This is a genomic window from Pseudomonas sp. ICBG1301, assembly GCF_016918385.1.
GTDB lineage: Bacteria > Pseudomonadota > Gammaproteobacteria > Pseudomonadales > Pseudomonadaceae > Aquipseudomonas > Aquipseudomonas palleroniana.
Map to the genome: position 1 here is coordinate 488,940 of NZ_JAEKGB010000005.1, position 23,000 is coordinate 511,939.

Genomic DNA, 23,000 nt, shown 5'->3' on the forward strand with positions numbered 1-23,000 from the left:
AGTGTCAGGCCAAGGCAGCCTGATAACGAGCGGCGACTTCCGGCCAGTTGATGACGCTGTAGAAGGCATTGATGTATTCCGGGCGACGGTTCTGATACTGCAGGTAGTAGGCGTGCTCCCAGACATCCAGGCCGAGGATCGGCGTATTGCCGCTCATCAACGGGCTGTCCTGATTGCCGCTGCTCTCCACCACCAGGGTCTTGCCTGGAGTGACACTGAGCCAGGCCCAGCCACTGCCGAAACGGGTCAGCGCGGCTTTGGTAAAGGCTTCCTTGAAACGCTCAAAGCCGCCCAATTGCTCGTCGATAGCCCGGCCCAGCACGCCCTCGGGCTGGCCGCCGCCCTTGGGTGACATCACTGCCCAGAACAGCGAGTGGTTGGCATGACCGCCGCCCTGATTGATCACTGCCGCGCGCAGTGTTTCAGGCAATTGCTGGACGCTGGACACCAGTTTCTCTACCGGCCAGCCCGCGAACTCAGTCCCGTCAACCGCCGCGTTGAGGTTGTTGATATAAGTCTGGTGATGCTTGGTGTAGTGAATTTCCATGGTCTGTGCATCGATATGCGGCTCGAGGGCATCGTAGGCATAAGGCAAGGCAGGCAAGGTGTAGGTCATATCAATGCGCTCCGTAATAAGGGTTGTTGCGGGTCGACGCATCCGGTTGCGTCGCAGCGCCGCCCAACAAGCGATGAGTACGTGGGTATTCACCGTGATCGCTGATGAAATTCAACAACTCGACATAGGTCTTGCTGCTCTGGCGCAGCGCCGCCTCGCGCAACTGCGGGCTCAGACGCGGGTCCTGCAGGGTCTGCAACAGGCGTTGGTGAATGGCGCAGAGGTATTCCGCGCTTTCTTCCGGCTGGTTCAGGCGCAGGTGCAGATCTGCCAGGTTGTGATGGGAAATGACGCAGGCCGCCACTGCTTCTTCGGCGTCCGCCCAGCGCTCAAACAGCACTTGAGCCAGGGCCAGGGCTTGCAAATAGGCCTCGCGAGCGTCGACCAACTCACCCTGCATAAAGCAGCGATTGGCGCGTTCGATTGTGCGTTTCCAGTGCTCCATGGTGAGCCTCCAAAGCAGAGTCGGTGATTACACGCCACCGGCCGTGAGTTTTTCCGGGTCCAGCAGCATTTCCAGCTGACTACGGGGCAAGTCAGTGTGTTCAAGGGCTACGTCAATCACCGGTCGGCCTTGTTGATAGGCTTTTTTGGCGATTTCGGCGGCCTTCTGGTAACCAATGATCGGGTTGAGCGCGGTGACCAGGATCGGATTGCGCGACAGCGCTTCCTTGAGCTTGGCCTCATTGACCTTGAAGCTGGCGATAGCTTTGTCCGCCAGCAATCGGCTGGAATTGGCCAGCAATTCAAGGCTGCTGAGCAGGTTCTGGGCGATGATCGGCAGCATCACGTTCAGCTCGAAGTTGCCCGACTGGCCGGCGACGGTAATCACCGAGTCATTGCCAATCACTTGCGCGGCCACCATGGCGGTCGCCTCCGGGATCACCGGGTTGACCTTGCCCGGCATGATCGAGGAGCCCGGCTGCAGCCCTTCCAGCTCGATTTCGCCAAGCCCGGCGAGGGGACCGGAGTTCATCCAGCGCAGGTCGTTGGCGATTTTCATCAGTGAGACGGCGGTGGCTTTCAATTGACCGGAAACGGCGACGGCAGTGTCCTGGGAGCCGATCAGGGCAAACAGGTTCTTGCCTGGCGTGAATTTCACGCCGGTCAAACCACTCAGTTGCTGGCTGAAACGTGCAGCGAACTCCGGGTGTGCGTTGATCCCGGTGCCGACAGCCGTGCCTCCTTGAGCCAGGGCCTGCAAGCTTGGCAGCAAGTCCTGCAAATGCCCGATATTGGCCTTGAGTTGCTGCGCCCAGCCGTTGAGCACCTGGCTCATGCGCACCGGCATGGCGTCCATCAGGTGGGTGCGGCCGGTCTTGATGAAGGGATGGACGGCTTCGGCCTTTTGCTCGATCACCTGAACCAGATGCAGCAGGGCTGGCAACGTTTGCTCATGCAGCACCAACGCGGCGCTGACATGGATAGTGGTCGGGATGATGTCGTTGCTGCTCTGGCCGCAGTTGACATGATCGTTGGGGTTGACTACCTCACCGAGCAAGCGGGTGGCCAGAGTTGCAATCACTTCATTGGCATTCATGTTGGAACTGGTGCCGGACCCGGTCTGGAAGATATCCACCGGGAAGTGCGGCATGAAATCACCTTCGAGCAAGCCTTGGGCGGCATCGACGATGGCCTTGCCCTGTGCTTCGCTGATCTGTTTGAGGTCGACATTGACCTTGGCGGCAGCCACCTTGGCCAGGATCAAGGCCCGAATGAATTGCGCCGGCATGCGCTGGTGACTGATTGGGAAATTGTTCACCGCGCGCTGGGTCTGCGCGCCATACAAGGCGTCGGCAGGCACTTGAAGTTCGCCCATGCTGTCGCGTTCGGTACGGGTGTTACTCATCGTTAGATCCTTGCACCAGGTCAGAGTGAGAAAGTGATGGCAGCAATTGGCAGGTCGCCAATTGCCAGGCAAAGGTCTGCCAGCGCTTGAGGCGGCAGGCGCAGCGGGAGAGTTTTTCCAGGTCACGCAATGGGCGCCATGCCTGATCCAGGCACAGGGATCGCCAGTGCCATGGCAAGGCGATATCACTGGCGGTATCGATCAAGAGACGGAATGAGGTTTCGGCGATCGTCCACGGATGGGTCGCAGTGCAGCACGCCAGGTATCGGCCTTCGCTGAGGTAATGTTCGATCAGGCGAGGCTCATTGGGATCAAGGCCGCAGCGGATCTGACGGCTCATCCAGCGCCAGCTTTCCAGGTACGGATCCTCATGCAGGACAGAACTCATGATCTACACTCGCTCGATAATGATATTCATTATTAAATGATATTAAGAATCAAAACAAGACGAGAAATTCAGTTCGACTTTTACATAGCCAAAAAAAAGCACGCCATCTTCGGGATGGCGTGCTTTTTTATGAAGCGTTGTGTGATCAGCTGCCGGCGACGGTCATCCGCTCGATCAGTACCGACCCCGTGCGAATGTTGCTGCGCAGCTCCAAGTCATTACCCACTGCCACGATCTGCTTGAACATGTCACGCATATTGCCGGCGATGGTCACTTCCTGGACGGCGAACTGAATCTCACCGTTTTCCACCCAGAAACCCGCCGCGCCTCGAGAGTAATCACCCGTCACCATATTCAAACCATGGCCCATCAACTCGGTCACCAGCAGGCCCCGGCCCATACGACGCAGCAAGGCAGCCTGGTCTTCGGCACCGTGAGTCACAAACAGGTTATGCACGCCACCGGAGTTGGCAGTACTCGGCAAGCCAAGCTTGCGCCCGGCGTAAGTGCCCAGCACGTAGGACACCAGCTCGCCCTTCTCGACAAACGGCTTGGCATACGTCGCCAGGCCATCACCATCGAACGCCGAACTGCCCATGGCACGCATCAGGTGCGGGCGCTCATCGATGGTCATCCACTCAGGGAACAGCTTCTGGCCGATTGCGCCTTCAAGGAACGAGGACTTGCGGTACAGGTTGCCGCCGGAAATCGCCCCCAGGAAACTGCTGAACAACCCCCCAGCCAGTTCCGCCGAAAACAGCACCGGCACTTCACAGGTCGGCACCGGGCGCGCACCCAGACGGCTGGCGGCGCGTTGTGCAGCGCGCTGGCCGATACTGACCGGGTCCGCCAGCAGATCGCCCTGGCGATTCACGTCGTACCAGTAATCACGCTGCATCTGACCATTGGCTTCGGCGATCATCACGCAGCTCAAACTATGACGGGTGGACGCGTAACCACCGATAAAACCGTGGCTGTTACCGTAAACGCGGCAGCCCTGATGCGTACTCAAGGTGGTGCCATCGGCGTTCTTGATGCGGGCATCAGCGTCAAACGCAGCCGCTTCGCACTTCAGCGCCTGCTCGATCGCTTGCTCAGGCGTGATATCCCAGGCATGGAACAGGTCGAAATCCTTCAAGTCCTTAGCCATCAACGCTTTGTCGGCCAACCCCGAGCTTTCATCTTCAGAGGTGTGCTTGGCGATGGCCAAGGCAGCCGCGACGGTCTCGCGAATCGCCTCCGGGCCGCTGGCCGACGTGCTGGCCGAGCCCTTGCGTTGCCCCACATACAAAGTAATGCCAAACCCCTGATCGCGGTTGAACTCGACGGTTTCCACTTCGCGCTGACGCACCGACGTAGACAGCCCTTGCTCCAGCGACACCGCCACCTCACAGGCGCTGGCCCCCTGGCGCTTGGCCTCGGCAAGGATCTGCTCGACTTGTTCCTGCAGTGCCGGTAAAGCTTGCGGACCGACGCTTTGGGCTGCACTCATGGTTTTCTCCACTCAAATTCTGCTTTCGGTTAAGGCCATCGAGCGACCGGGCCGGACAAGCGGCCCCCGACTGGTTATCATGGCGGCGTTTCTTTGCGGACTGCCACCATGGTTGATTCTTACGACGACTCCCTCGATGGGGAGAAAAGCAAATCCCAGGTCAAACGCGAGCTGCATGCTCTGGTTGACCTTGGCGAGCGCCTTACAACGCTCAAGAAAGACTTGATTGCGAAACTGCCACTGACCGACGAAATGCGCCGGGCGCTGGCGGATGCGCCCAAGCACACCGCGAATATCGCGCGTAAACGGCATATCGCGTTTATCGGCAGGCTGATGCGCGATCAAGATACTGACGCGATTCTGGCCTTGCTTGATCAAACCGATGCCTCCACTCGCCAGTACAACGAACGCTTCCATAACCTGGAACGTTGGCGTGACCGCCTGATATCGGGCGACGACGCCGTGCTGGAGAAATTCGTGGTGGACTACCCGGAAGCGGATCGCCAGCAACTGCGTTCCCTGATCCGTCAGGCCCAACATGAACTGGCGCACAACAAGGCGCCGGCCACCAGCCGTAAAATCTTCAAGTACATCCGTGAGCTGGATGAGACGCAGCGCGGCCTGCGCTGATCCTCTTCCCCGGGTGGCGATCTTCGCCACCCGAAGCTCCCCGGCTTACGACCCCGTACCCCCGACGGTAATCGCATCAATTTTCAGCGTGGGCTGGCCGACACCCACCGGCACCGACTGCCCATCCTTCCCGCACGTACCGACGCCACTGTCCAGCGACAGGTCATTACCGACCATCGACACCTTGCTCATGGCCTCCGGCCCGTTACCAATCAACGTCGCCCCCTTGACCGGCGCGGTAATCTTGCCGTCCTCGATCAGGTACGCCTCGCTGGTGGAAAACACAAACTTGCCGCTGGTGATATCCACCTGGCCGCCGCCGAGGTTGGCGCAGTAGATCCCACGTTTCACCGAAGCGATGATTTCCGCCGGGTCGCTTTCGCCTCCCAGCATGTAGGTATTGGTCATGCGCGGCATCGGCAGGTGCGCATAGGATTCGCGGCGGCCGTTGCCGGTACGTGCCACACCCATCAGGCGCGCGTTGAGTTTGTCTTGCATATAGCCTTTGAGTACGCCGTTCTCGATCAGGGTGGTGCACTCGGTCGGTGTACCTTCATCATCAACACTCAGCGAGCCACGGCGGCCGGCCAGGGTGCCGTCATCGACGATGGTGCATAGTTTGGAAGCCACCCTCTCGCCCATGCGTCCGCTGTAGGCGGAGCTACCTTTACGGTTGAAGTCGCCTTCCAGCCCATGGCCCACCGCTTCGTGCAGCAAAACCCCGGACCAACCCGAACCCAGTACCACCGGCAAAGTCCCCGCTGGTGCCGGAATGGCCTCCAGGTTGACCAATGCCTGGCGCAGCGCTTCCCGGGCGTAGCCCATGGCACGGTCGTCAGCCAGGAAATAGCGGTAGTCGGTACGCCCGCCGCCGCCATGGCCGCCGCGCTCGCGACGGCCGTTCTGCTCGACGATCACGCTGACATTGAAACGTACCAACGGCCGCACATCCGCCGCCAGCCCACCATCGGTGGACGCCACCAGGACGCGCTCCCACACACCGGCCATGCTCACGGTCACCTGCTGAATGCGCGGGTCCAGAGCTCGGGTGGCCGCGTCGACACGCTTGAGCAGCTCAACCTTTTCTGCACGACTGATGACTTCCAAAGGGTTATCCGGTGCGTAGAGCTGCGCCACATCCTGGGTGCTGAACGCCTGTACCGTGCCGTTTTGACCGGCACGAGAGATCGAACGCGCCGCACGGGCTGCCAGGCCCAGGGCTTCCAGGGTGATTGCGTTGCTGTAGGCAAAACCGGTTTTCTCACCCGATTGCGCGCGCACGCCGACCCCTTGGTCCAGGTTAAAGCTGCCTTCCTTGACGATGCCGTCTTCAAGAGCCCACGACTCGGAAATCTGCCCCTGGAAATACAGGTCGGCGGCGTCGATGCCCGGCCCGGCCAGATCGCCCAGCACGGTTTGCAAGCTTTCGATGGTCACGCCACCGGGTGCCAGGAGGTGTTCACTGACTGAGGACAACAACTCGCTCATAGGTTTGGCCTTAAATTCATCATTCTGAAGCAGGCCGCTGGGCGCCCTGCGAGAAAAAGCGCCGATGGTTCACCACCGGCATGCGCGCCCGTATCGACGCCTGTTCACTGCTATCGCGCTCGGCCAACAACACCGCTTCGCCTTGATCCTGTTGTGCCAGCACTCGCCCCCAAGGGTCGATAATCGCCGCATGTCCAAAGGTTTCCCGCGGCCCGGGGTGCACGCCGCCTTGTGCGGCCGCCAGCACGTAGCACTGCGTCTCGATGGCGCGTGCGCGAATCAATACGTCCCAATGCGCCGCTCCCGTCACCGCAGTAAAAGCCGAGGGTGCGCTGATCAGCTCTGCGCCCGCTGCGCGCAACTCACTGTACAGCTCGGGGAAACGCAGGTCATAACACACGGTCAGCCCCAGTCGACCCACCGGTGTATCCGTCACCACCACTTTGCCACCGAAAGCATAGTCGTCAGACTCCCGATAACGACCACGGGCATCGGCGACATCGACATCGAACAAGTGCAGCTTGTCGTAACGGGCGACGATCTGGCCCTGATCGTCGATCAGTAGCGAGCAGGCGTTGGGCTTGGCATTCGGCTGGCCCTCGGGTGGCAATGGCAATGTACCGGCCACTATCCATAAGGTGAGGTCGCGGGCTGCCTGTTTCAACCACGGCAGGATCGGGCCTTCACCCGAGGCCTCGGCGCGACCGATATCGGCCACATCACGACGCCCCATGGCCGCGAAGTTTTCCGGCAGCACGGCAAGCGTCGCACCGCCCATCGCCGCTTGTTCCAGCAAGCGTCGGGCCTGGATCAGGTTGGTCAGCACATCACTTTGGCTGACCATTTGAATTACCGCAAAGGACATGGGCCCACACTCCATGATTGGCATAGGGCCATGCTACTCCACAGTCTCTCAGTTTGGTTTTTCAAATGGTTTGTCGAACGTGATTTTCGGGTCTTTCCAAGGCCCTTCCACTTTGTATTGCACGCTGGCGAAGCGCGAAACACGGTCACCGATCAATTTGTCGATCAGAAACAACGCCCCCCCAATGGCCGGCGCACCGACAATCAGCGCCGCAATGGGCAGGTTGTTGGTCACAGGCAAAGTCACCAGCAACTTGGCGTCCACGCGGTCAGCCACCAGGTCCAGGGTGCCGTTGAGTTCCAGATTGGTCGACGGCCCGGTCATGGTGATCGGCTCACGGGTCACGAAGACTCCGTCACTGGCCGCCAGCAACCCCTTGACTCGGTCATAGCTCAAGCCCTTGCCGAGCAGGTCCGAGAAGTCCAGGCGCAAACGACGACCGATGGAGTTGAAGTTCAACAGGCCGAACACCCGCAACGCCTGGGCGCCGCCCTCCACTTCCACAAATTGACCTTTACGGAACGAGGCATCGAGGCTACCGGAGAAGCGCTTGGGCCCGACCCACGCCGGTGAACCCGGCCAACGGCCATCCACGTCCAGGTGGAAGTCCTCGCTGGTCACCGTCGGCGCAAAGCCCCAGCCCTTCAGCACATCGGCGATATTCTTGCCATCCAGGCGCCCTTTGTACCAACTGTAACTGGCCCCTGGCGCACCTTCCCAGCCACCGGCGCCCTTGAGCAGCATGCCCTTGAGGCCCAGATCCAGGTCGGTAAACGCCAGGCCCTTGGCGGTCGGCCGGATCTTCAGCGACCAGGCCCCCACGAGGTCCGGCCCCTGGAACAGCTTGTCGATGGCGATATCCAGTGCCGGAATATCCTTGGGATCAATATCAGCCAGCGGGTCAGGAGCGTTTTCGTCCGCCTGTACCGTTGGGTCCACCGCAGGCAATTTCACGTACTGCAGGCTGATCGCAATCGGCGCGCCCTTGGCGTCCGGCAGGTTCACCGTGCCTTTGGCCTGCTGGCTGTCGAGCTGCAAGCCCCACGCGGCGGGCTTGCGGTCGAGCTGCAGGCTGACTTGATCCAACTGGGAGCCAAGGCCGGTCAGCTTCCCCACCTTGAAATCGGCACCACTGAGCAGTTGCTTGGCACTGCCGCCCGGATCGTTGCCCGCGTAACGGTTAACCAGTTTTTTCCATGGGTCGATATCCAGTTCCGACAGCACCCCGCGAATGCGCAGGCCTTTGTTCGCGGGCAATAACGCGTTGCCATCGCCGAGGAACAACTCGCCGCGACCGTCATTGAGCTTGTCGGGTGGCGCCGCAAAAGTGAAATTCGCCAACTCGCCGTAACTGAACCAATAGCGGCGCTCGGCACCTTGCAAAGTCATGCGAAAGACGCTGTCACGGCCCTGGCTGGCTGGCATGCCAAAGGGGGCGGGCAAATCTACTGCAACGCCCTTCATATTGGAGCTGACCATGAGTTGGCTGTCAGCGCCGTCCAGGGTCAGCTGCAGTTGGTAAGGTATGTCGCCGGAAACCGGTAATGGCTGGCTGACCTTCAACCAATCCGTCAGACGCTTGACCGTGACCTGGCCTTTGGCGGTCACGCGGGTGCTGATATTGCCGGGCTTGCCATCGGCAACAATCTGCGCGGTGATGGGACGGTCGAACGCCTGCGCCGAAATGTTCTGGCCGCTCAGGCCCTTGGCGCTGTCGAAGCGGAAGTCACCCTTGAGCTGGGTCAGGTCCAGTGGCGGCTCGGCCAGTTGCAGGCGGGCCTTGTCGGTCTTGAAGTCCACCACGATCTTGGGGTCGGTCCCCTTGGCCAACGGAACATCCAGGTCCAGGCTGCCTTGCAGATCGCCCTCGCCTTTCCAACCGGCGAAGGTCGAGGCGGTGCCTATCGGCGCTTCCTGAAGGATTTTCAGACCATCACCCAGGCCACCGGCAAACCCTCCGGTCAGCAGCAGGTGACTGTCCTGGCCGGCAGGAGCGTGGGGAATATTGACATAGACATCCTTGACCTTGGTGTCGAGCAACTGGCCCTTGCTGGCCAGAATACGCACACCGCTCTCCTCGACGAACACTTCACCGTCGACCTTGCCCACATGAGGCCAGCCCGGCTGGAACGCCAACTCGGCATCATGCACCTTGAAGAACAGGCTGATATTGCGCGAAGCCGGCAGCGCGTCGTGGTTCAGCGAGCCCTGGTACTGGAAGAAACCCTGGTCAACCGCCCCTTTGAGAATCGCTGTGCGCAACCACTCATCCAGCGACGGGCTGAGTACGGCGGGCAGATACTTGGGGGTGAAGCGACCATCACCATCAACCATGCCGACCCGCAGGTCCATGTAGTCTTCCTGGTTATGGTCGAAATGCAGGCGAATCAGGAAGTCGGCAGCGATTTTGCCTTCCTCGCCCAGCACCTTGATGTAAGGCGCTATCAGGGTGAAGCCTTCTTTATCCAGCTTCCAGGTCAGTCGCGCATTGGCCTGGATGTACTGCCAAGGCTTGGCGAAGATCGGGTCCAGATGCAGGGAAAAGTCTTTGCTGTCCATGCGCAATTCGCCATGGCCCAGGTCGCCGCTGATACTACCGGACACGTTACGCGCGGCCGGCGCACCGAAATAAGCATCAAAGCCGATGCGCTCAAGGTTGGCGGCGAAGCTGACTTTCTGGTCGGTGGTGTCCTGGGGGCGCAGATCCACCAGTACATTACGCAGTACCCCCGTGGCCTTCAGATGCTCCAGGGTCTTGGCGAAGCCTTCCGGCAACGGCGCCAAGGCATTCAACAAGGGGGTGATAGGCGTCAGATCGAGGCGATCGGCCTGGAGCTTCCAGACCTCCTGGTCCTTGTCCGTGGCCAGGGTTTGCTGCAATTGCATGTGCGATTCCCAGCGGGTATCGCCCAGGTTCATCGCGAGCGAATCGAACAGCACCTTAAGGCCGCTATCACTGCGTTGCAGATAAGCGGTCAGGGCCAGATTTTCGATATGCACAGGCTTGCGATCGGCATAGCTGCCCTTCACTTGCGCAGAATTGAGACGCACAGCAGCACTTTGGACAGTACCTTTGCCCCAGCTCAACCAGAACTCACCGCCGGCCTGGAACTGCGTGAGCTTCCATTGCCGGGTCAACTTCGCGGGAATCCATTTGGCCCAGTCGCTCTGGGGCAGGCTGAGATAGGCTTCGACTTCGGCGTCTTGCCATTGGCTGGCGCGAATGCGGCTGCGCAGGCTGACGGCAAGCGGTTGACCATCAGGCAACGTCAAGCGTGCATCCAATCGTTGCCGAGTCATGCCGGTGTGCAGGCTCAAACCGACGTAAGTCATGGTCAGCGGCGCCTGATCGAACGGCTGGAGGGTGACCTGGCTATCCAACAGCGACACGCGCTTGACCATTTGCATGCGCGTCAACAACTGCCCGGGGTCCAGTGGCTGTTCATCCCGTACCGGCAGACCTTGCAAGGCCCAGTGACCGTCCTTGTCTTCCTTGACGCTCAATTGCAGCCCACTGACTTGCAGATGGGCGATGCGCACTTCAAGGGCCATCAGGCTGGCCCAGATATCCGGCACCACTTCGACCTGATCCAGGCGCAGGGCGCTGCTGCCCTCACCGACCATCACGTCGTGGGCCAGCAATACCGGGGCGAAGCCACTCCAGCGCCCCTCGAGGCTGCCAATGTGCAGGGGCATGTCAACCGCGGCCTGGGCCTTGGCCTCAACTTGCGCACGGTATTCGGCCACCAGCGGCGTCAGTTCACGACCCAGGCTCACGTAGACCGCCGCCATTACCAGCAGCAGCGCACAGAGGCCCAGGCCCCAACGGGTCAAAGCGGCAAAAAAGCGTATCAGACGCTCCATGTCAGGCGACCCTCAAGGCAGTTGGCGGACGGCAGATCATGGCCTGCCGGTCTCACGGAAAGAAAGCGAATGGGGATCAGAGCAGCACCACGTCGTATTGTTCCTGGGAATACATGGTTTCAACCTGAAAACGGATGGTGCGCCCGATAAAACCTTCCAGCTCCGCGACGTTACCGGACTCCTCATCCAGCAATCGATCGACCACTTTCTGGTTGGCGAGCACTCTATAGCCTTCAGCCTGGTAGGCTCGCGCCTCCCGTAAGATTTCCCGGAAAATCTCGTAGCAAACCGTTTCTGGAGTCTTCAACTTGCCGCGCCCCTGGCAACTGCTGCAAGGCTCGCACAGCACCTGCTCAAGGCTTTCACGGGTACGCTTGCGGGTCATCTGCACCAGGCCAAGCTCGGTGATACCGATGATATTGGTCTTGGCGTGATCGCGCTCCAGCTGCTTCTCCAGCGTGCGCAACACCTGACGCTGGTGCTCTTCGTCTTCCATGTCGATGAAGTCGATGATGATGATGCCACCGAGGTTGCGCAGGCGCAGTTGGCGGGCAATCGCCGTAGCCGCTTCGAGGTTGGTCTTGAAGATGGTTTCTTCCAGGTTGCGGTGCCCTACGAACGCGCCCGTATTCACGTCGATGGTGGTCATGGCTTCTGCCGGGTCTACCACAAGATAGCCTCCGGACTTGAGTGGCACCTTGCGCTCCAGGGCTTTCTGAATTTCATCTTCGACGCCATACAGGTCAAAGATTGGACGTTCGCCAGGGTAGTGTTCCAGGCGATCGGCAATTTCCGGCATCAGTTCGGCAACAAACTGCGTGGTGCGCTGGAAGGTTTCCCGCGAGTCGATGCGAATTTTCTCTATCTTTGGGCTGACCAGGTCGCGCAGGGTGCGCAGCGCCAGGCCCAGGTCTTCATAGATGACGCTTGGTGCGCCTACGGTCTTGATCTGCGCGCCTATCTGGTCCCACAAACGTCGCAGGTAACGGATGTCCATCAGGATCTCATCCGCGCCGGCGCCTTCGGCGGCCGTGCGCAGGATAAAACCACCCGCTTCCTTGATGCCCTCAGCGGCCACACAATCACTGACGACCTTTTTCAGGCGCTCACGCTCGGCTTCGTCTTCGATTTTCAGCGAGATGCCGACATGGGCAGTACGGGGCATGTACACCAGGTAGCGTGATGGAATCGATAGCTGGGTGGTCAGGCGTGCGCCCTTGGAGCCGATGGGGTCCTTGGTGACTTGCACGACCAGGCTCTGCCCTTCATGCACCAGAGCACTGATGCTTTCCACCGCCGGGCCTTCGCGCAGGGAAATTTCCGAGGCATGGATAAACGCAGCACGGTCCAGGCCGATATCGACGAACGCTGCCTGCATCCCCGGTAACACGCGCACCACTTTGCCTTTATAGATATTGCCGACGATCCCGCGCTTCTGGGTGCGCTCGACATGCACTTCTTGCAGAACACCGTTCTCTACCACCGCCACGCGCGATTCCATCGGCGTGATATTGATCAGAATCTCTTCACTCATGGCTGGGTCTCGTTCAGGCGTTTTCACAATAGTGGCCGATCGCTTAAGGCTGGGCGCTGGAGTCAAGCGATCAGCGCACGGTGAGGTTTTGCCAACAGGGTATGCCGAATTGGCCAAGCAGTTGCGCGGTTTCGCACACCGGCAAGCCGACCACGGCGGAATAACTGCCATTGAGACCGGTCACAAATACCGAACCCAACCCTTGAATAGCATAGCCCCCCGCCTTGTCCTGAGGTTCGCCACTGTGCCAGTAAGTTGTAGCCTCTTCGACAGAAACCCCGCGAAAACGTACACGGCTGCTTACACATTGGGTTACGCAGCGCAGCCCATCAGTAACAGCAATCGCGGTTAGGACTTCATGCTCGCGATCAGAAAGCGCCAGCAACATCGCCAGCGCATCGGCTTGATCCACCGGCTTGCCGAGGATCTGACCGTCGACGATCACAGCCGTGTCGGCACCCAACACACAAGCGCCGGAAGAATGTTCAAGCGCAGCAAAACCTGCCATGGCCTTGCCACGCGCAAGACGCTCGACATAGGCAACGGCGGGTTCGTTTGCAAGAGGGGTTTCATCAATGGCGGCGCTGACCACGGTGAAAGGCACACCGATCTGGGTCAGCAGTTCACGTCGCCTCGCAGAGCCCGAGGCCAGATAAAGCGAATTCATTCCAGACTCTCCCTGTAGAGTTCGATAACCAGGCAGAGCCTCGCAATCCATTCAATTGATTTTATAACGACGACGCAGGCCGCGCAGGCCGAAACTGATCCAGGGCCACAGTAGCGCACTGACCAGAGCCGGTAACACCAATGCCAGGGTTGGCTGGCGGTTACCGGTCAAGGCGCTGAGCCATAGTTGCACCAACTGCGCCAGGCCGAAGATCACCAGGATCACCAGGCACTGCTGCCACATCGGAAACATGCGCAGACGCTGTTGCAACGACAGCACCAGAAAGGTAATCAGGGTCAGGATCAACGCGTTCTGCCCAAGCAAAGTGCCATAGAGCACATCTTCCGCCAAGCCCAGAAACATCGCAGTGACCATGCCCACTTTGTGCGGCAGGTTCAGCGACCAGAAGGCCAGCAGCAATGCCAGCCATAGTGGGCGCAGGATCTCCATGAACTGCGGCAGTGGCGACACGCTGAGCAGCAAACCGATAGCAAAGGTTAGCCAGACGATCCAGCCATTGCGCGAATGAGTACCGGCCATTATTCCTCCCTCTGCCGCGTAGTTGCCGGGGTGGTTGCCGCCGGCCTGGCGGCTGGCGTCGCGGCCGGTGGTTTAGCTGCTGCCGGTTTGGCTGGCCGCGCACTGTGGGCGGCCGGCTTGGCCGGGGTTGCTACGGGCGCCGCCGGAGCGGCTGCCGGTGCAGGCGGCCCTACGAACGCGGGCTTCGGCACCGTCGCCGGAATGATCGGCGCCGTACCGTTTTGCTTGTCTTCCGCCTCTTGGGCCTGCGCGGCGTCATTGGCACGCTCTTCCGGCGTGCGGTTGTCACTGAAGACCAGCAGCAGGTAACGGCTACGGTTGAGGGCAGCGGTCGGCACGGCGCGAACAATGGCGAACGGCTGGCCGGAATCGTGGATCACTTCCTTGACCGTCGCCACCGGGTAGCCGGCGGGGAACCGCTGGCCGAGACCGGAGCTGACCAGCAGGTCGCCTTCCTTGATGTCGGCGGTATCGGCCACATGCCGCAGTTCCAGGCGCTCCGGATTGCCGGTGCCGCTGGCGATTGCACGCAAGCCGTTACGGTTGACCTGCACCGGGATGCTGTGGGTCGTGTCGGTCAGCAACAATACCCGCGAGGTGTAGGGCATCAGCTCAACCACCTGGCCCATCAAGCCACGGGCATCGAGCACCGGCTGGCCAAGGACCACACCGTCGCGCTCACCCTTGTTGATGATGATGCGATGGGTAAACGGGTTGGGGTCCATGCCGATCAACTCGGCCACTTCGACCTTCTCGTTGACCAGTGCGGAAGAATTGAGCAACTCGCGCAGCCGAACGTTCTGCTCGGTAAGGGCCGCGAGCTTTTGCAGGCGCCCCTGCAGCAGCAGGTTTTCAGTCTTGAGTTTTTCGTTCTCGGCAACCAGCTCGGTGCGGCTGCCGAATTGGCTGGCCACGCCCTGGTAGAGACGTTGCGGCAGGTCGGTGATCCAGTAGGTCTGCATCAGCACCAGCGACATCTGGCTACGCACAGGCTTGAGCAGCGCAAAGCGGGCATCGACCACCATCAGCGCGACCGAAAGCACGACCAGCACCAATAAGCGCACGCCCAATGAGGGGCCTTTGGCGAAAAGCGGTTTAATAAGCCGCTCCTCCCAGGCAAATGTTCTCTTTATTCATACGGCATCTAACCGGCCTGGATGCAGATTGAAGAAGATAAACGCCAACAGGCAGCACTGCAAAGTGCTGCCTGCCGACGAAGCATGAACCATCCTGGCGATCTTATTCGCTGGAGAGCAGGTCCATGGTGTGTTTATCCATCATTTCCAGTGCACGGCCACCACCGCGGGCAACGCAGGTCAGCGGGTCTTCGGCGACGATCACCGGCAGACCGGTTTCCTGGGCCAGCAACTTGTCGAGGTCACGCAACAACGCGCCACCACCGGTCAGCACCAGGCCACGCTCGGCGATATCGGAAGCCAATTCCGGCGGCGATTGCTCCAGGGCGCTTTTCACTGCCTGAACGATAGTGGCCAGGGACTCTTGCAGAGCTTCCAGCACTTCGTTGGAGTTCAGGGTGAAGGCACGTGGAACGCCTTCGGCCAGGTTACGGCCGCGAACATCGACTTCGCGCACTTCGCCGCCCGGGTAAGCGGTACCGATTTCCTGCTTGATGCGCTCGGCGGTGGATTCACCGATCAGGCTGCCGTAGTTACGACGTACATAAGTGATGATCGCTTCGTCGAAGCGGTCGCCGCCTACGCGCACGGATTCGGCATACACCACACCGTTCAGGGAAATCAGGGCGATTTCAGTGGTACCACCACCGATATCGACCACCATCGAACCGCGCGCTTCCTCAACCGGCAGGCCGGCGCCGATAGCGGCAGCCATAGGCTCTTCGATCAGGAACACTTCGCGGGCACCGGCCCCCAGGGCCGATTCACGGATGGCACGACGTTCCACCTGGGTGGACTTGCATGGAACGCAGATCAGCACGCGAGGGCTGGGCTGCAGAAAACTGTTTTCGTGAACCTTGTTGATGAAGTACTGCAGCATCTTCTCGCAGACGCTGAAGTCGGCGATCACGCCGTCCTTCATCGGACGAATGGCAGCAATATTGCCTGGTGTACGGCCGAGCATGCGCTTGGCCTCGGTGCCGACGGCAACGACACTTTTCTGATTACCATGGGTCCGAATAGCCACAACCGATGGCTCATTCAGGACGATACCGCGCTCGCGCACGTAAATAAGGGTGTTGGCAGTGCCCAGGTCAATGGAAAGATCGCTGGAAAACATGCCACGCAGTTTCTTGAACATGGGAAAGGGACCCTAGGCAACGCGTGGGTAAAAAAGTGCGGCAAACTCTAACAACGACAGGGATTTTGGGCAAGGCGCCAATGTGCTAAATTGGCCGACTTTCTGTGCACCAACCCCCACAATCGCGGCCATATGACCGTAGAAATGCGGTAGTGTTCCGACAATCTAACACACGGACGCCCTCCGTTCTGTTTTCCACTGGAGAATCCCATGGCGCTTGAACGCTCCGACGTGGAAAAAATCGCGCATCTGGCCTCGCTTGGCCTGAATGACGCCGATCTTCCACAGACCACCGCAGCCCTGAACAGCATTCTCGGGCTGGTTGACCAAATGCAGGCCGTGAATACCGACGGTATCGAGCCCCTGGCTCACCCGCTGGAAGCAAGCCAGCGCCTGCGCGCAGACGTCGTGACCGAGCGCAATAACCGCGAGGCTTACCAGTCCATCGCGCCAGCGGTCGAAAACGGCCTGTATCTGGTTCCGAAAGTCATCGACTAAAGGGAAAGAGCCTTTCATGCATCACATGACTCTGGCCGAGATCGCCCGCGGTCTCGCCGACAAAAAGTTTTCTTCCGAAGAGCTGACCAAGACCCTGCTGGCGCGCATCGCCGAGCACGATCCCAAGGTCAACAGCTTCATCAGCCTCACCGAGGAACTGGCCTTGAGCCAGGCCAAGGCCGCCGACGAGCGTCGCGCCAACGGTGAACAAGGCGCACTGCTGGGCGCACCGATCGCCCACAAAGACCTGTTCTGCACCCAGGGCATCCGCACCAGCTGCGGCTCGAAGATGCTCGACAACTTCAAGGCGCCCTACAACGCCACCGTAGTCGCCAAGCTGGCCGCCGCCGGGGCCGTAACCCTGGGCAAGACCAACATGGACGAATTCGCCATGGGCTCGGCCAACGAGTCGAGCTACTACGGCGCAGTGAAAAACCCGTGGAACCTGGAGCATGTGCCCGGCGGCTCGTCCGGGGGCTCGGCTGCGGCCGTCGCCGCACGTTTCCTGCCGGCCGCCACCGCCACCGACACCGGCGGTTCGATCCGCCAGCCTGCCGCGTTCACCAACCTCACTGGCCTGAAGCCGACCTACGGTCGTGTTTCCCGTTGGGGCATGATCGCGTACGCGTCCAGCCTGGATCAGGGTGGCCCGCTGGCTCGGACTGCAGAAGACTGCGCAATTTTGTTACAAGGCATGGCAGGCTTCGATAAACAGGACTCCACCAGCATCGATGAGCCAGTGCCGGACTACAGCGCCAGCCTGAATACGTCGATCAAGGGCCTGCGTATCGGCGTGCCGAAGGAATACTTCAGCGCAGGCCTCGACCCACGTATCAACGAGCTGGTGCACAACAGCATCAAGGAGCTGGAAAAGCTCGGCGCCGTGATCAAGGAAATCAGCCTGCCGAACAACCAGCACGCGATTCCGGCCTACTACGTGATCGCCCCGGCGGAAGCCTCCTCCAACCTGTCGCGTTTCGACGGTGTGCGCTTCGGCTACCGCTGCGAAAACCCGAAAGACCTGACCGACCTGTACAAGCGCTCGCGTGGCGAAGGCTTTGGCGTGGAAGTACAACGCCGGATCATGGTCGGTGCCTACGCGCTGTCGGCTGGTTACTACGATGCGTACTACCTCAAGGCGCAAAAAATCCGTCGCCTGATCAAGAACGACTTCATGAGCGCCTTTAATGAAGTCGACGTGATTCTCGGCCCAACCACGCCTAACCCGGCCTGGAAGATCGGCGCCAAGAACAACGACCCGATCGCCGAGTATCTGGAAGATTTCTACACCATCACCGCCAACCTCGCGGGCTTGCCTGGCCTGTCCATGCCGGCCGGTTTCGTCGACGGCCTGCCGGTGGGCGTGCAATTGCTCGCACCGTATTTCCAGGAAGGCCGCCTGCTCAATGTGGCGCACCAGTACCAGTTGAACACTGACTGGCACACTCGCACCCCTACCGGCTTCTGAGGAGAACACTATGCAATGGGAAGTTGTGATCGGGCTGGAGATTCATACCCAGCTCGCCACCCAATCGAAGATTTTCTCCGGTAGCGCCACCACGTTCGGCTCAGAGCCCAACACCCAGGCCAGCCTGGTTGACCTGGGCATGCCCGGCGTACTGCCGGTGCTGAACCAGGAAGCGGTGCGCATGGCGGTGATGTTCGGCCTGGCGATTGACGCCCAGATCGGCCAGCACAACGTGTTCGCGCGCAAGAACTACTTCTACCCGGACCTGCCCAAGGGCTACCAGATCAGCCAGATGGAACTGCCGATCGTCGGCAAGGGCCACCTGGACATTCCCCTGGAAGACGGCACGATCAAACGTGTCGGTGTAACCCGCGCCCACCTGGAAGAAGACGCCGGCAAAAGCCTGCATGAAGAATTCCCGGGGGCCACCGGCATCGACTTGAACCGTGCCGGCACGCCGCTGCTGGAGATCGTGTCCGAGCCGGACATGCGCAGCGCCAAGGAAGCCGTAGCCTACGTCAAGACGATCCACGCACTGGTGCGCTACCTGGGCATCTGCGACGGCAACATGGCCGAAGGGTCGCTGCGTTGCGACTGCAACGTGTCGGTCCGTCCAAAGGGCCAGGTCGAATTCGGCACCCGCTGCGAGATCAAGAACGTCAACTCGTTCCGCTTCATCGAAAAGGCGATCAACAGCGAAGTGCGTCGCCAGATCGAACTGATCGAAGACGGCGGCAAGGTCATCCAGCAGACCCGCCTGTACGACCCGAACAAAGACGAAACCCGCGCCATGCGCAGCAAGGAGGAAGCCAACGACTACCGTTACTTCCCCGACCCGGACCTGTTGCCGGTCGTGCTCGAGGACTCGTTCCTCAATGACATCCGCAGCACCCTGCCGGAACTGCCGCAGCAGAAACGCGAGCGCTTCCAGGAGCAGTTCGGCCTGTCGGTCTACGATGCCAGCGTCCTGGCGTCCAGCCGCGAACAAGCCAACTACTTCGAGAAAGTGCTGAGCATCGCCGGCGACGCCAAACTGGCGGCCAACTGGGTGATGGTCGAGCTGGGCAGCCTGTTGAACAAACAGGGCCTGGAAATCGACGAAGCCCCGGTCACCGCCGAGCAACTGGGCGGCATGCTGCTGCGTATCAAGGACAACACGATCTCCGGAAAAATCGCCAAGACCGTGTTTGAAGCCATGGCCGCAGGCGAAGGCAGCGCCGACGAGATCATCGAGCAGCGCGGCCTCAAGCAAGTGACCGACAGCGGTGCGATTTCCGCCGTTCTCGACGAAATGCTCGCGGCCAACGCCGAGCAGGTCGAACAATACCGTGCGGCCGACGAAGCCAAACGCGGCAAGATGTTCGGCTTCTTTGTCGGTCAGGCGATGAAAGCATCCAAAGGCAAGGCCAACCCGCAACAGGTGAACGAACTGCTGAAAAGCAAGCTCGAAGGCTGACAGCGACGAAGAGACCGGGTGAGCTCGGTCTCCTGTAGGAGGGGGCTTGCCCCCGATGAGGGTGTGCCAGTCAGCAATTTTATAGACTGACTCACCGCTATCGGGGGCAAGCCCCCTCCCACATTTGATAGGGGGATACCTGGAAATGAAGCGTCTATTCGGCCTCCTGGCCCTGTTCTCCCTGTTGACCGGTTGCGCCAGCGGCCTCATTGACCCCAACGGCTACGACGAAACCGGCACTGCCTCCTATTACGGTGCCAAGCACCATGGCAAAAGAACCGCCAGCGGTGAACCCTTCAACCAGAACGCCCTGACGGCCGCCCATCGGCGCCTGCCCTTCGGCACCCGGGTCAGGGTGACCAACCTCGCCAACGACAAGTCCGTGGTGGTACGCGTGAATGACCGTGGCCCGCATACCCGGGGGCGCTTGATCGATCTATCGCGCAAGGCAGCCGAGCAACTGGGTATGCTGGGCAGCGGCACCGCACGGGTTCGCGTGCAAGCCATGAGCAACTGATCGAGGCCGCCTTGAGTATTTTCGGATTGAACGCACTCTCGCCCTGGAGCCTGGCCGAACTGGTCAGCGGCCTGCTGCTGCTGATCGTCGGTGCCGAAATCCTGGTGCGTGCCGCCGTGCGCCTGGCCGCCAGCCTCAAGGTACGGCCGCTGATCATCGGCTTGAGTATCGTCGCCTTCGGCAGCAGCGCGCCGCAGATGACCGTCAGCCTGCAAGCCACCGTGGCCGGCAACACCGATATTGCCGTGGGTAGCGTGATCGGCAGCAGCATCTTCAACATCCTGGTGACCCTGGGTTTGTCCGCCCTGGTCATTCCATTGCGAGTGTCACGACAGTTGGTTCGCCTGGACATCCCGGTCATGATCCTCGCCGGGCTGCTGGTCTTTGCCCTGGCGGCCAACGAAGCGCTGACACCCTTCGATGGCCTGCTGCTGCTCGCCGCCCTGGCGGGCTATCTGGGCCTGTTGCATTACCAGACCCGCCACTCACGCCGCCCGCGTACACGGGATACCGTGGCCAAAGCGCCTTGGCTGAGTAGCGTATTGCTGATGCTGGGCGGGTTCCTGGTGCTGGTGCTGGCCGGGCATTTGCTGCTGGGCGCGGCGGTGGATGTGGCCGGTGACCTGGGCCTGTCGGAACGCATCATCGGCCTCACGCTGATCGGCGTCGGTACCTCTCTGCCGTGCCTGGCCACCTCGTTGATTGCAGCCCTGCGTGGCGAGCGGGAAATAGCCGTGGGCAACGTGATTGGCAGCAATTTGTTCAACCTGCTGGGCGTACTGGGTTTTACGGCGTTGATCGCACCGTCGCCACTGTCGGTGTCCCCCAACGCCCTGGACTTCGACCTGCCGGTGATGCTCGGCGCAATCACCCTGTGCTTGCCGGTGTTCTATACCGGTTACCGCGTCACTCGCGCCGAAGGCCTCGTTCTGCTGGGACTGTACCTTGCGTATGGCCTGCATGTGATGGCGTTCACCACCGGCATGCCCCTAGCCAATAAGCTCGAACAATTGATGCTGTACTACGTCCTGCCGGTGCTGGTGGCGTTGCTGTTGTTCACATCGCTACGGGCCTGGCGTCGTCAACACAAGAGGGAATCGCAATGACCGATGAGAAAAAGCCCGGGGTTGAAATGCGTCGCCAAGTCATGGGCGACGCGTTCGTCGAACGCGCCCTGGGCAATGCCACCGAATTCACCCAACCGTTGCAGGATTTCGTCAACGAGCACGCATGGGGCAGCGTGTGGAACCGCGAAGGCTTGCCCCTGAAGACACGCAGCCTGATCACCCTCGCCGCCCTGACCGCGCTCAAATGCCCGCAAGAGCTCAAAGGCCATGTGCGGGGCGCACTGAATAATGGCTGCACCGTCGAAGAAATTCGCGAAGCGCTGCTGCATTGCGCGGTGTATGCCGGGGTGCCGGCGGCGATCGATGCGTTTCGTGCGGCCCAGGAAGTCATCGACAACTACCAGAAGGAAGGTTAGATCCAGCCGCCTGCCTGCAATACAAAGATCCCGATATTCGTGGTTACCGCCGCCATCAGCGTGGTGATCACGATAATCGCCGCCGCCAGTTCATGATTGCCCTCGGCCGCCCTGGCCATCACGAAACTCGCAGCGGCCGTCGGCGCGCCGAAGTACAGAAACAGAATGCCCAGCTCCGGCCCCCGGAAGCCCAGTAACCAGGCGCCTAGCGTCGCCACCAGCGGCAAGCCGAGCATCTTTACCAGGCTGGCGCTCAGCGCCATGTTGCCACTCTTGCGCAGCGCTGCCAGCGACAAGGTGCCACCGATGCAGATCAGCGCCAGCGGCAGGGTCATGTCCGCCAAATACCGGGCGCAAGACTCCAGCCAACCCGGCAGGCCGATCTTGAACATCGCAAACGGCGCGGCCGCAATCACGCTGATGATCAACGGGTTGGCCAGCACACTTTTGCAGATGCTCCACGGGTCGGACTTGATCACCGGGCTATACACCGCCAGCACGATGGTCGACAGCGTGTTGTAGAACAGGATCACCAATGCCGCGAGGATAGCGCCCAGGGAAATGCCGTAGTCACCGTACATGCTGGCGGCCAACGCCAGGCCGATGACCCCGTTATTGCCACGAAACGCACCCTGGGTATAAATGCCCCGGTCTTCACGCGGGCAACGAACAATCGCCCAACCCCAGGCCAATGCAAAGCTGAGCAAGGTGGCAACGGCAAAGTAGATCAGCAAACCCGGCTTGAGCGCCGAATGCAGGTCGGCATGCAGGATGCCCAGGAACAGCAGCGCCGGCATGGTGACGTTGAACACCAGGGACGAGGCAGTGTGGATAAAGTTGTCGTTGATCCAGTTGATGCGCTTGAGCAGCACACCGAGGAACAGCATGGCAAACACCGGCGCCGTGATGGTGAGAGTGGTGAAGAAAATAGCCAGCATGCCGGGGAGAACCTTGGTCGACGTCGTCAGGTAGCCAATGATAAGCCACCACAGGCCACCCCGTCCGGTTGTAGTGAGCGGGCTCGCCCCGCGCTGGGTGGCGCAGCCGCCCCAACGAGCCCTCCCACGACGCTTCAAAAAGACCGCGGCGCCTGGGTTGAGGGCGAGGCAAGCCCTAATACCAGCCAGTCAAGGCTTAACACTGTCACTGTGGGAGGGGGCTTGCTCCCGATGGGCTGCGAAGCGGCCCTAATCCCAAGCGCTTCGGTCTTTCTGAAACACCGCGGCGATTGGGGCGGCTTTGCCGCCCAGCGCGGGTGTAGAACCGTAGACATCGTTTACATCTGAAACCGGGGACATCGTTTACACATTTGAAGCTTGGACGCGAGTCATTCCCCGTCCAAGCCTCCCCAAGGGATAGTCACACAGG

The 23,000-nt window shown here is 60.5% G+C and carries 21 protein-coding genes; 7 read left to right on the plus strand and 14 right to left on the minus strand.

What is annotated here, in order from left to right; translation table 11 throughout:
• Positions 1–4 precede the first annotated feature (4 nt).
• From JBE38_RS15225 to pmbA, 5 genes are all read right to left on the minus strand, one after another.
• Positions 5–616 (minus strand): superoxide dismutase, encoded by a 612-nt coding sequence (locus JBE38_RS15225; protein WP_060754942.1) that lies wholly within the window; start codon positions 614–616, stop codon positions 5–7.
• 1 nt (position 617) lies between these two features.
• Complete coding sequence (locus JBE38_RS15230; protein WP_060754941.1) at positions 618–1,061, minus strand: hypothetical protein; 444 nt, start codon at positions 1,059–1,061, stop codon at positions 618–620.
• A gap of 27 nt (positions 1,062–1,088) precedes the next feature.
• Positions 1,089–2,465 (minus strand): class II fumarate hydratase, encoded by a 1,377-nt coding sequence (locus JBE38_RS15235; protein WP_205344584.1) that lies wholly within the window; start codon positions 2,463–2,465, stop codon positions 1,089–1,091.
• The gene (locus JBE38_RS15240; protein ID WP_205344585.1) at positions 2,458–2,853 is read right to left on the minus strand and encodes a FagA protein; all 396 of its coding nucleotides are present in this window, start codon (positions 2,851–2,853) and stop codon (positions 2,458–2,460) included. The genes JBE38_RS15235 and JBE38_RS15240 overlap by 8 nt, the downstream gene beginning before the upstream one ends.
• A gap of 145 nt (positions 2,854–2,998) precedes the next feature.
• Entirely contained in the window at positions 2,999–4,345 is a 1,347-nt protein-coding gene (pmbA, locus tag JBE38_RS15245; RefSeq protein WP_060754938.1) for a metalloprotease PmbA, read from the minus strand.
• 108 nt (positions 4,346–4,453) lie between these two features.
• Here pmbA and yjgA point away from each other — a divergent pair, with 108 nt between their 5' ends.
• The gene (gene yjgA, locus JBE38_RS15250) at positions 4,454–4,975 is read left to right on the plus strand and encodes a ribosome biogenesis factor YjgA (RefSeq protein ID WP_060754937.1); all 522 of its coding nucleotides are present in this window, start codon (positions 4,454–4,456) and stop codon (positions 4,973–4,975) included.
• Between the two features lie 45 nt (positions 4,976–5,020).
• Here yjgA and tldD read toward each other — a convergent pair whose 3' ends face one another.
• The 8 genes from tldD to mreB all read right to left on the minus strand — a co-directional run bounded on the left by tldD (position 5,021) and on the right by mreB (position 16,210).
• Positions 5,021–6,463 (minus strand): metalloprotease TldD, encoded by a 1,443-nt coding sequence (gene tldD, locus JBE38_RS15255; protein WP_060754936.1) that lies wholly within the window; start codon positions 6,461–6,463, stop codon positions 5,021–5,023.
• Between the two features lie 19 nt (positions 6,464–6,482).
• Positions 6,483–7,328 (minus strand): carbon-nitrogen hydrolase family protein, encoded by an 846-nt coding sequence (locus JBE38_RS15260; protein ID WP_205344586.1) that lies wholly within the window; start codon positions 7,326–7,328, stop codon positions 6,483–6,485.
• 48 nt (positions 7,329–7,376) lie between these two features.
• Positions 7,377–11,192: a YhdP family protein gene (locus tag JBE38_RS15265; protein ID WP_205344587.1), complete on the minus strand. Its 3,816-nt coding sequence runs from the start codon at positions 11,190–11,192 to the stop codon at positions 7,377–7,379.
• 76 nt (positions 11,193–11,268) lie between these two features.
• Positions 11,269–12,726, minus strand: coding sequence for a ribonuclease G (gene rng, locus JBE38_RS15270; RefSeq protein WP_010567681.1), 1,458 nt, complete (start codon positions 12,724–12,726; stop codon positions 11,269–11,271).
• Positions 12,727–12,796: 70 nt separating this feature from the next.
• The gene (locus JBE38_RS15275) at positions 12,797–13,393 is read right to left on the minus strand and encodes a Maf family protein (protein ID WP_090366764.1); all 597 of its coding nucleotides are present in this window, start codon (positions 13,391–13,393) and stop codon (positions 12,797–12,799) included.
• Positions 13,394–13,444: 51 nt separating this feature from the next.
• Positions 13,445–13,933, minus strand: a complete 489-nt coding sequence (gene mreD / locus JBE38_RS15280; protein WP_003171788.1) for a rod shape-determining protein MreD — start codon at positions 13,931–13,933, stop codon at positions 13,445–13,447.
• The gene (gene mreC / locus JBE38_RS15285) at positions 13,933–15,033 is read right to left on the minus strand and encodes a rod shape-determining protein MreC (protein WP_081087022.1); all 1,101 of its coding nucleotides are present in this window, start codon (positions 15,031–15,033) and stop codon (positions 13,933–13,935) included. The genes mreD and mreC overlap by 1 nt, the downstream gene beginning before the upstream one ends.
• 139 nt (positions 15,034–15,172) lie before the next feature.
• Entirely contained in the window at positions 15,173–16,210 is a 1,038-nt protein-coding gene (gene mreB, locus JBE38_RS15290; protein ID WP_002555108.1) for a rod shape-determining protein MreB, read from the minus strand.
• A 210-nt stretch (positions 16,211–16,420) separates the two neighbouring features.
• Here mreB and gatC point away from each other — a divergent pair, with 210 nt between their 5' ends.
• The 6 genes from gatC (at position 16,421) to JBE38_RS15320 (ending at position 21,632) form a co-directional block, all read left to right on the plus strand.
• A complete protein-coding gene (gatC, locus tag JBE38_RS15295) occupies positions 16,421–16,708 on the plus strand; it encodes an Asp-tRNA(Asn)/Glu-tRNA(Gln) amidotransferase subunit GatC (protein WP_003188556.1) in 288 nt (95 codons plus the stop codon).
• 16 nt (positions 16,709–16,724) lie between these two features.
• Positions 16,725–18,176 carry an Asp-tRNA(Asn)/Glu-tRNA(Gln) amidotransferase subunit GatA gene (gene gatA, locus JBE38_RS15300; RefSeq protein ID WP_060754931.1) on the plus strand — a complete coding sequence of 484 codons (1,452 nt, stop codon included), beginning with the start codon at positions 16,725–16,727 and terminating at the stop codon, positions 18,174–18,176.
• 10 nt (positions 18,177–18,186) lie between these two features.
• Complete coding sequence (gatB, locus tag JBE38_RS15305) at positions 18,187–19,632, plus strand: Asp-tRNA(Asn)/Glu-tRNA(Gln) amidotransferase subunit GatB (RefSeq protein ID WP_060754930.1); 1,446 nt, start codon at positions 18,187–18,189, stop codon at positions 19,630–19,632.
• Between the two features lie 145 nt (positions 19,633–19,777).
• The gene (locus JBE38_RS15310) at positions 19,778–20,149 is read left to right on the plus strand and encodes a septal ring lytic transglycosylase RlpA family protein (RefSeq protein ID WP_205344588.1); all 372 of its coding nucleotides are present in this window, start codon (positions 19,778–19,780) and stop codon (positions 20,147–20,149) included.
• A gap of 50 nt (positions 20,150–20,199) precedes the next feature.
• A complete protein-coding gene (locus tag JBE38_RS15315) occupies positions 20,200–21,255 on the plus strand; it encodes a calcium/sodium antiporter (RefSeq protein WP_198761654.1) in 1,056 nt (351 codons plus the stop codon).
• Positions 21,252–21,632: a carboxymuconolactone decarboxylase family protein gene (locus tag JBE38_RS15320; protein ID WP_205344589.1), complete on the plus strand. Its 381-nt coding sequence runs from the start codon at positions 21,252–21,254 to the stop codon at positions 21,630–21,632. Before JBE38_RS15315 ends, JBE38_RS15320 begins: the two co-directional genes overlap by 4 nt.
• On the opposite strand, the gene JBE38_RS15325 is transcribed toward JBE38_RS15320, so the two are convergent.
• The gene (locus tag JBE38_RS15325; RefSeq protein ID WP_060754926.1) at positions 21,629–22,570 is read right to left on the minus strand and encodes an AEC family transporter; all 942 of its coding nucleotides are present in this window, start codon (positions 22,568–22,570) and stop codon (positions 21,629–21,631) included. The genes JBE38_RS15320 and JBE38_RS15325 overlap by 4 nt on opposite strands.
• Positions 22,571–23,000: the final 430 nt, after the last annotated feature.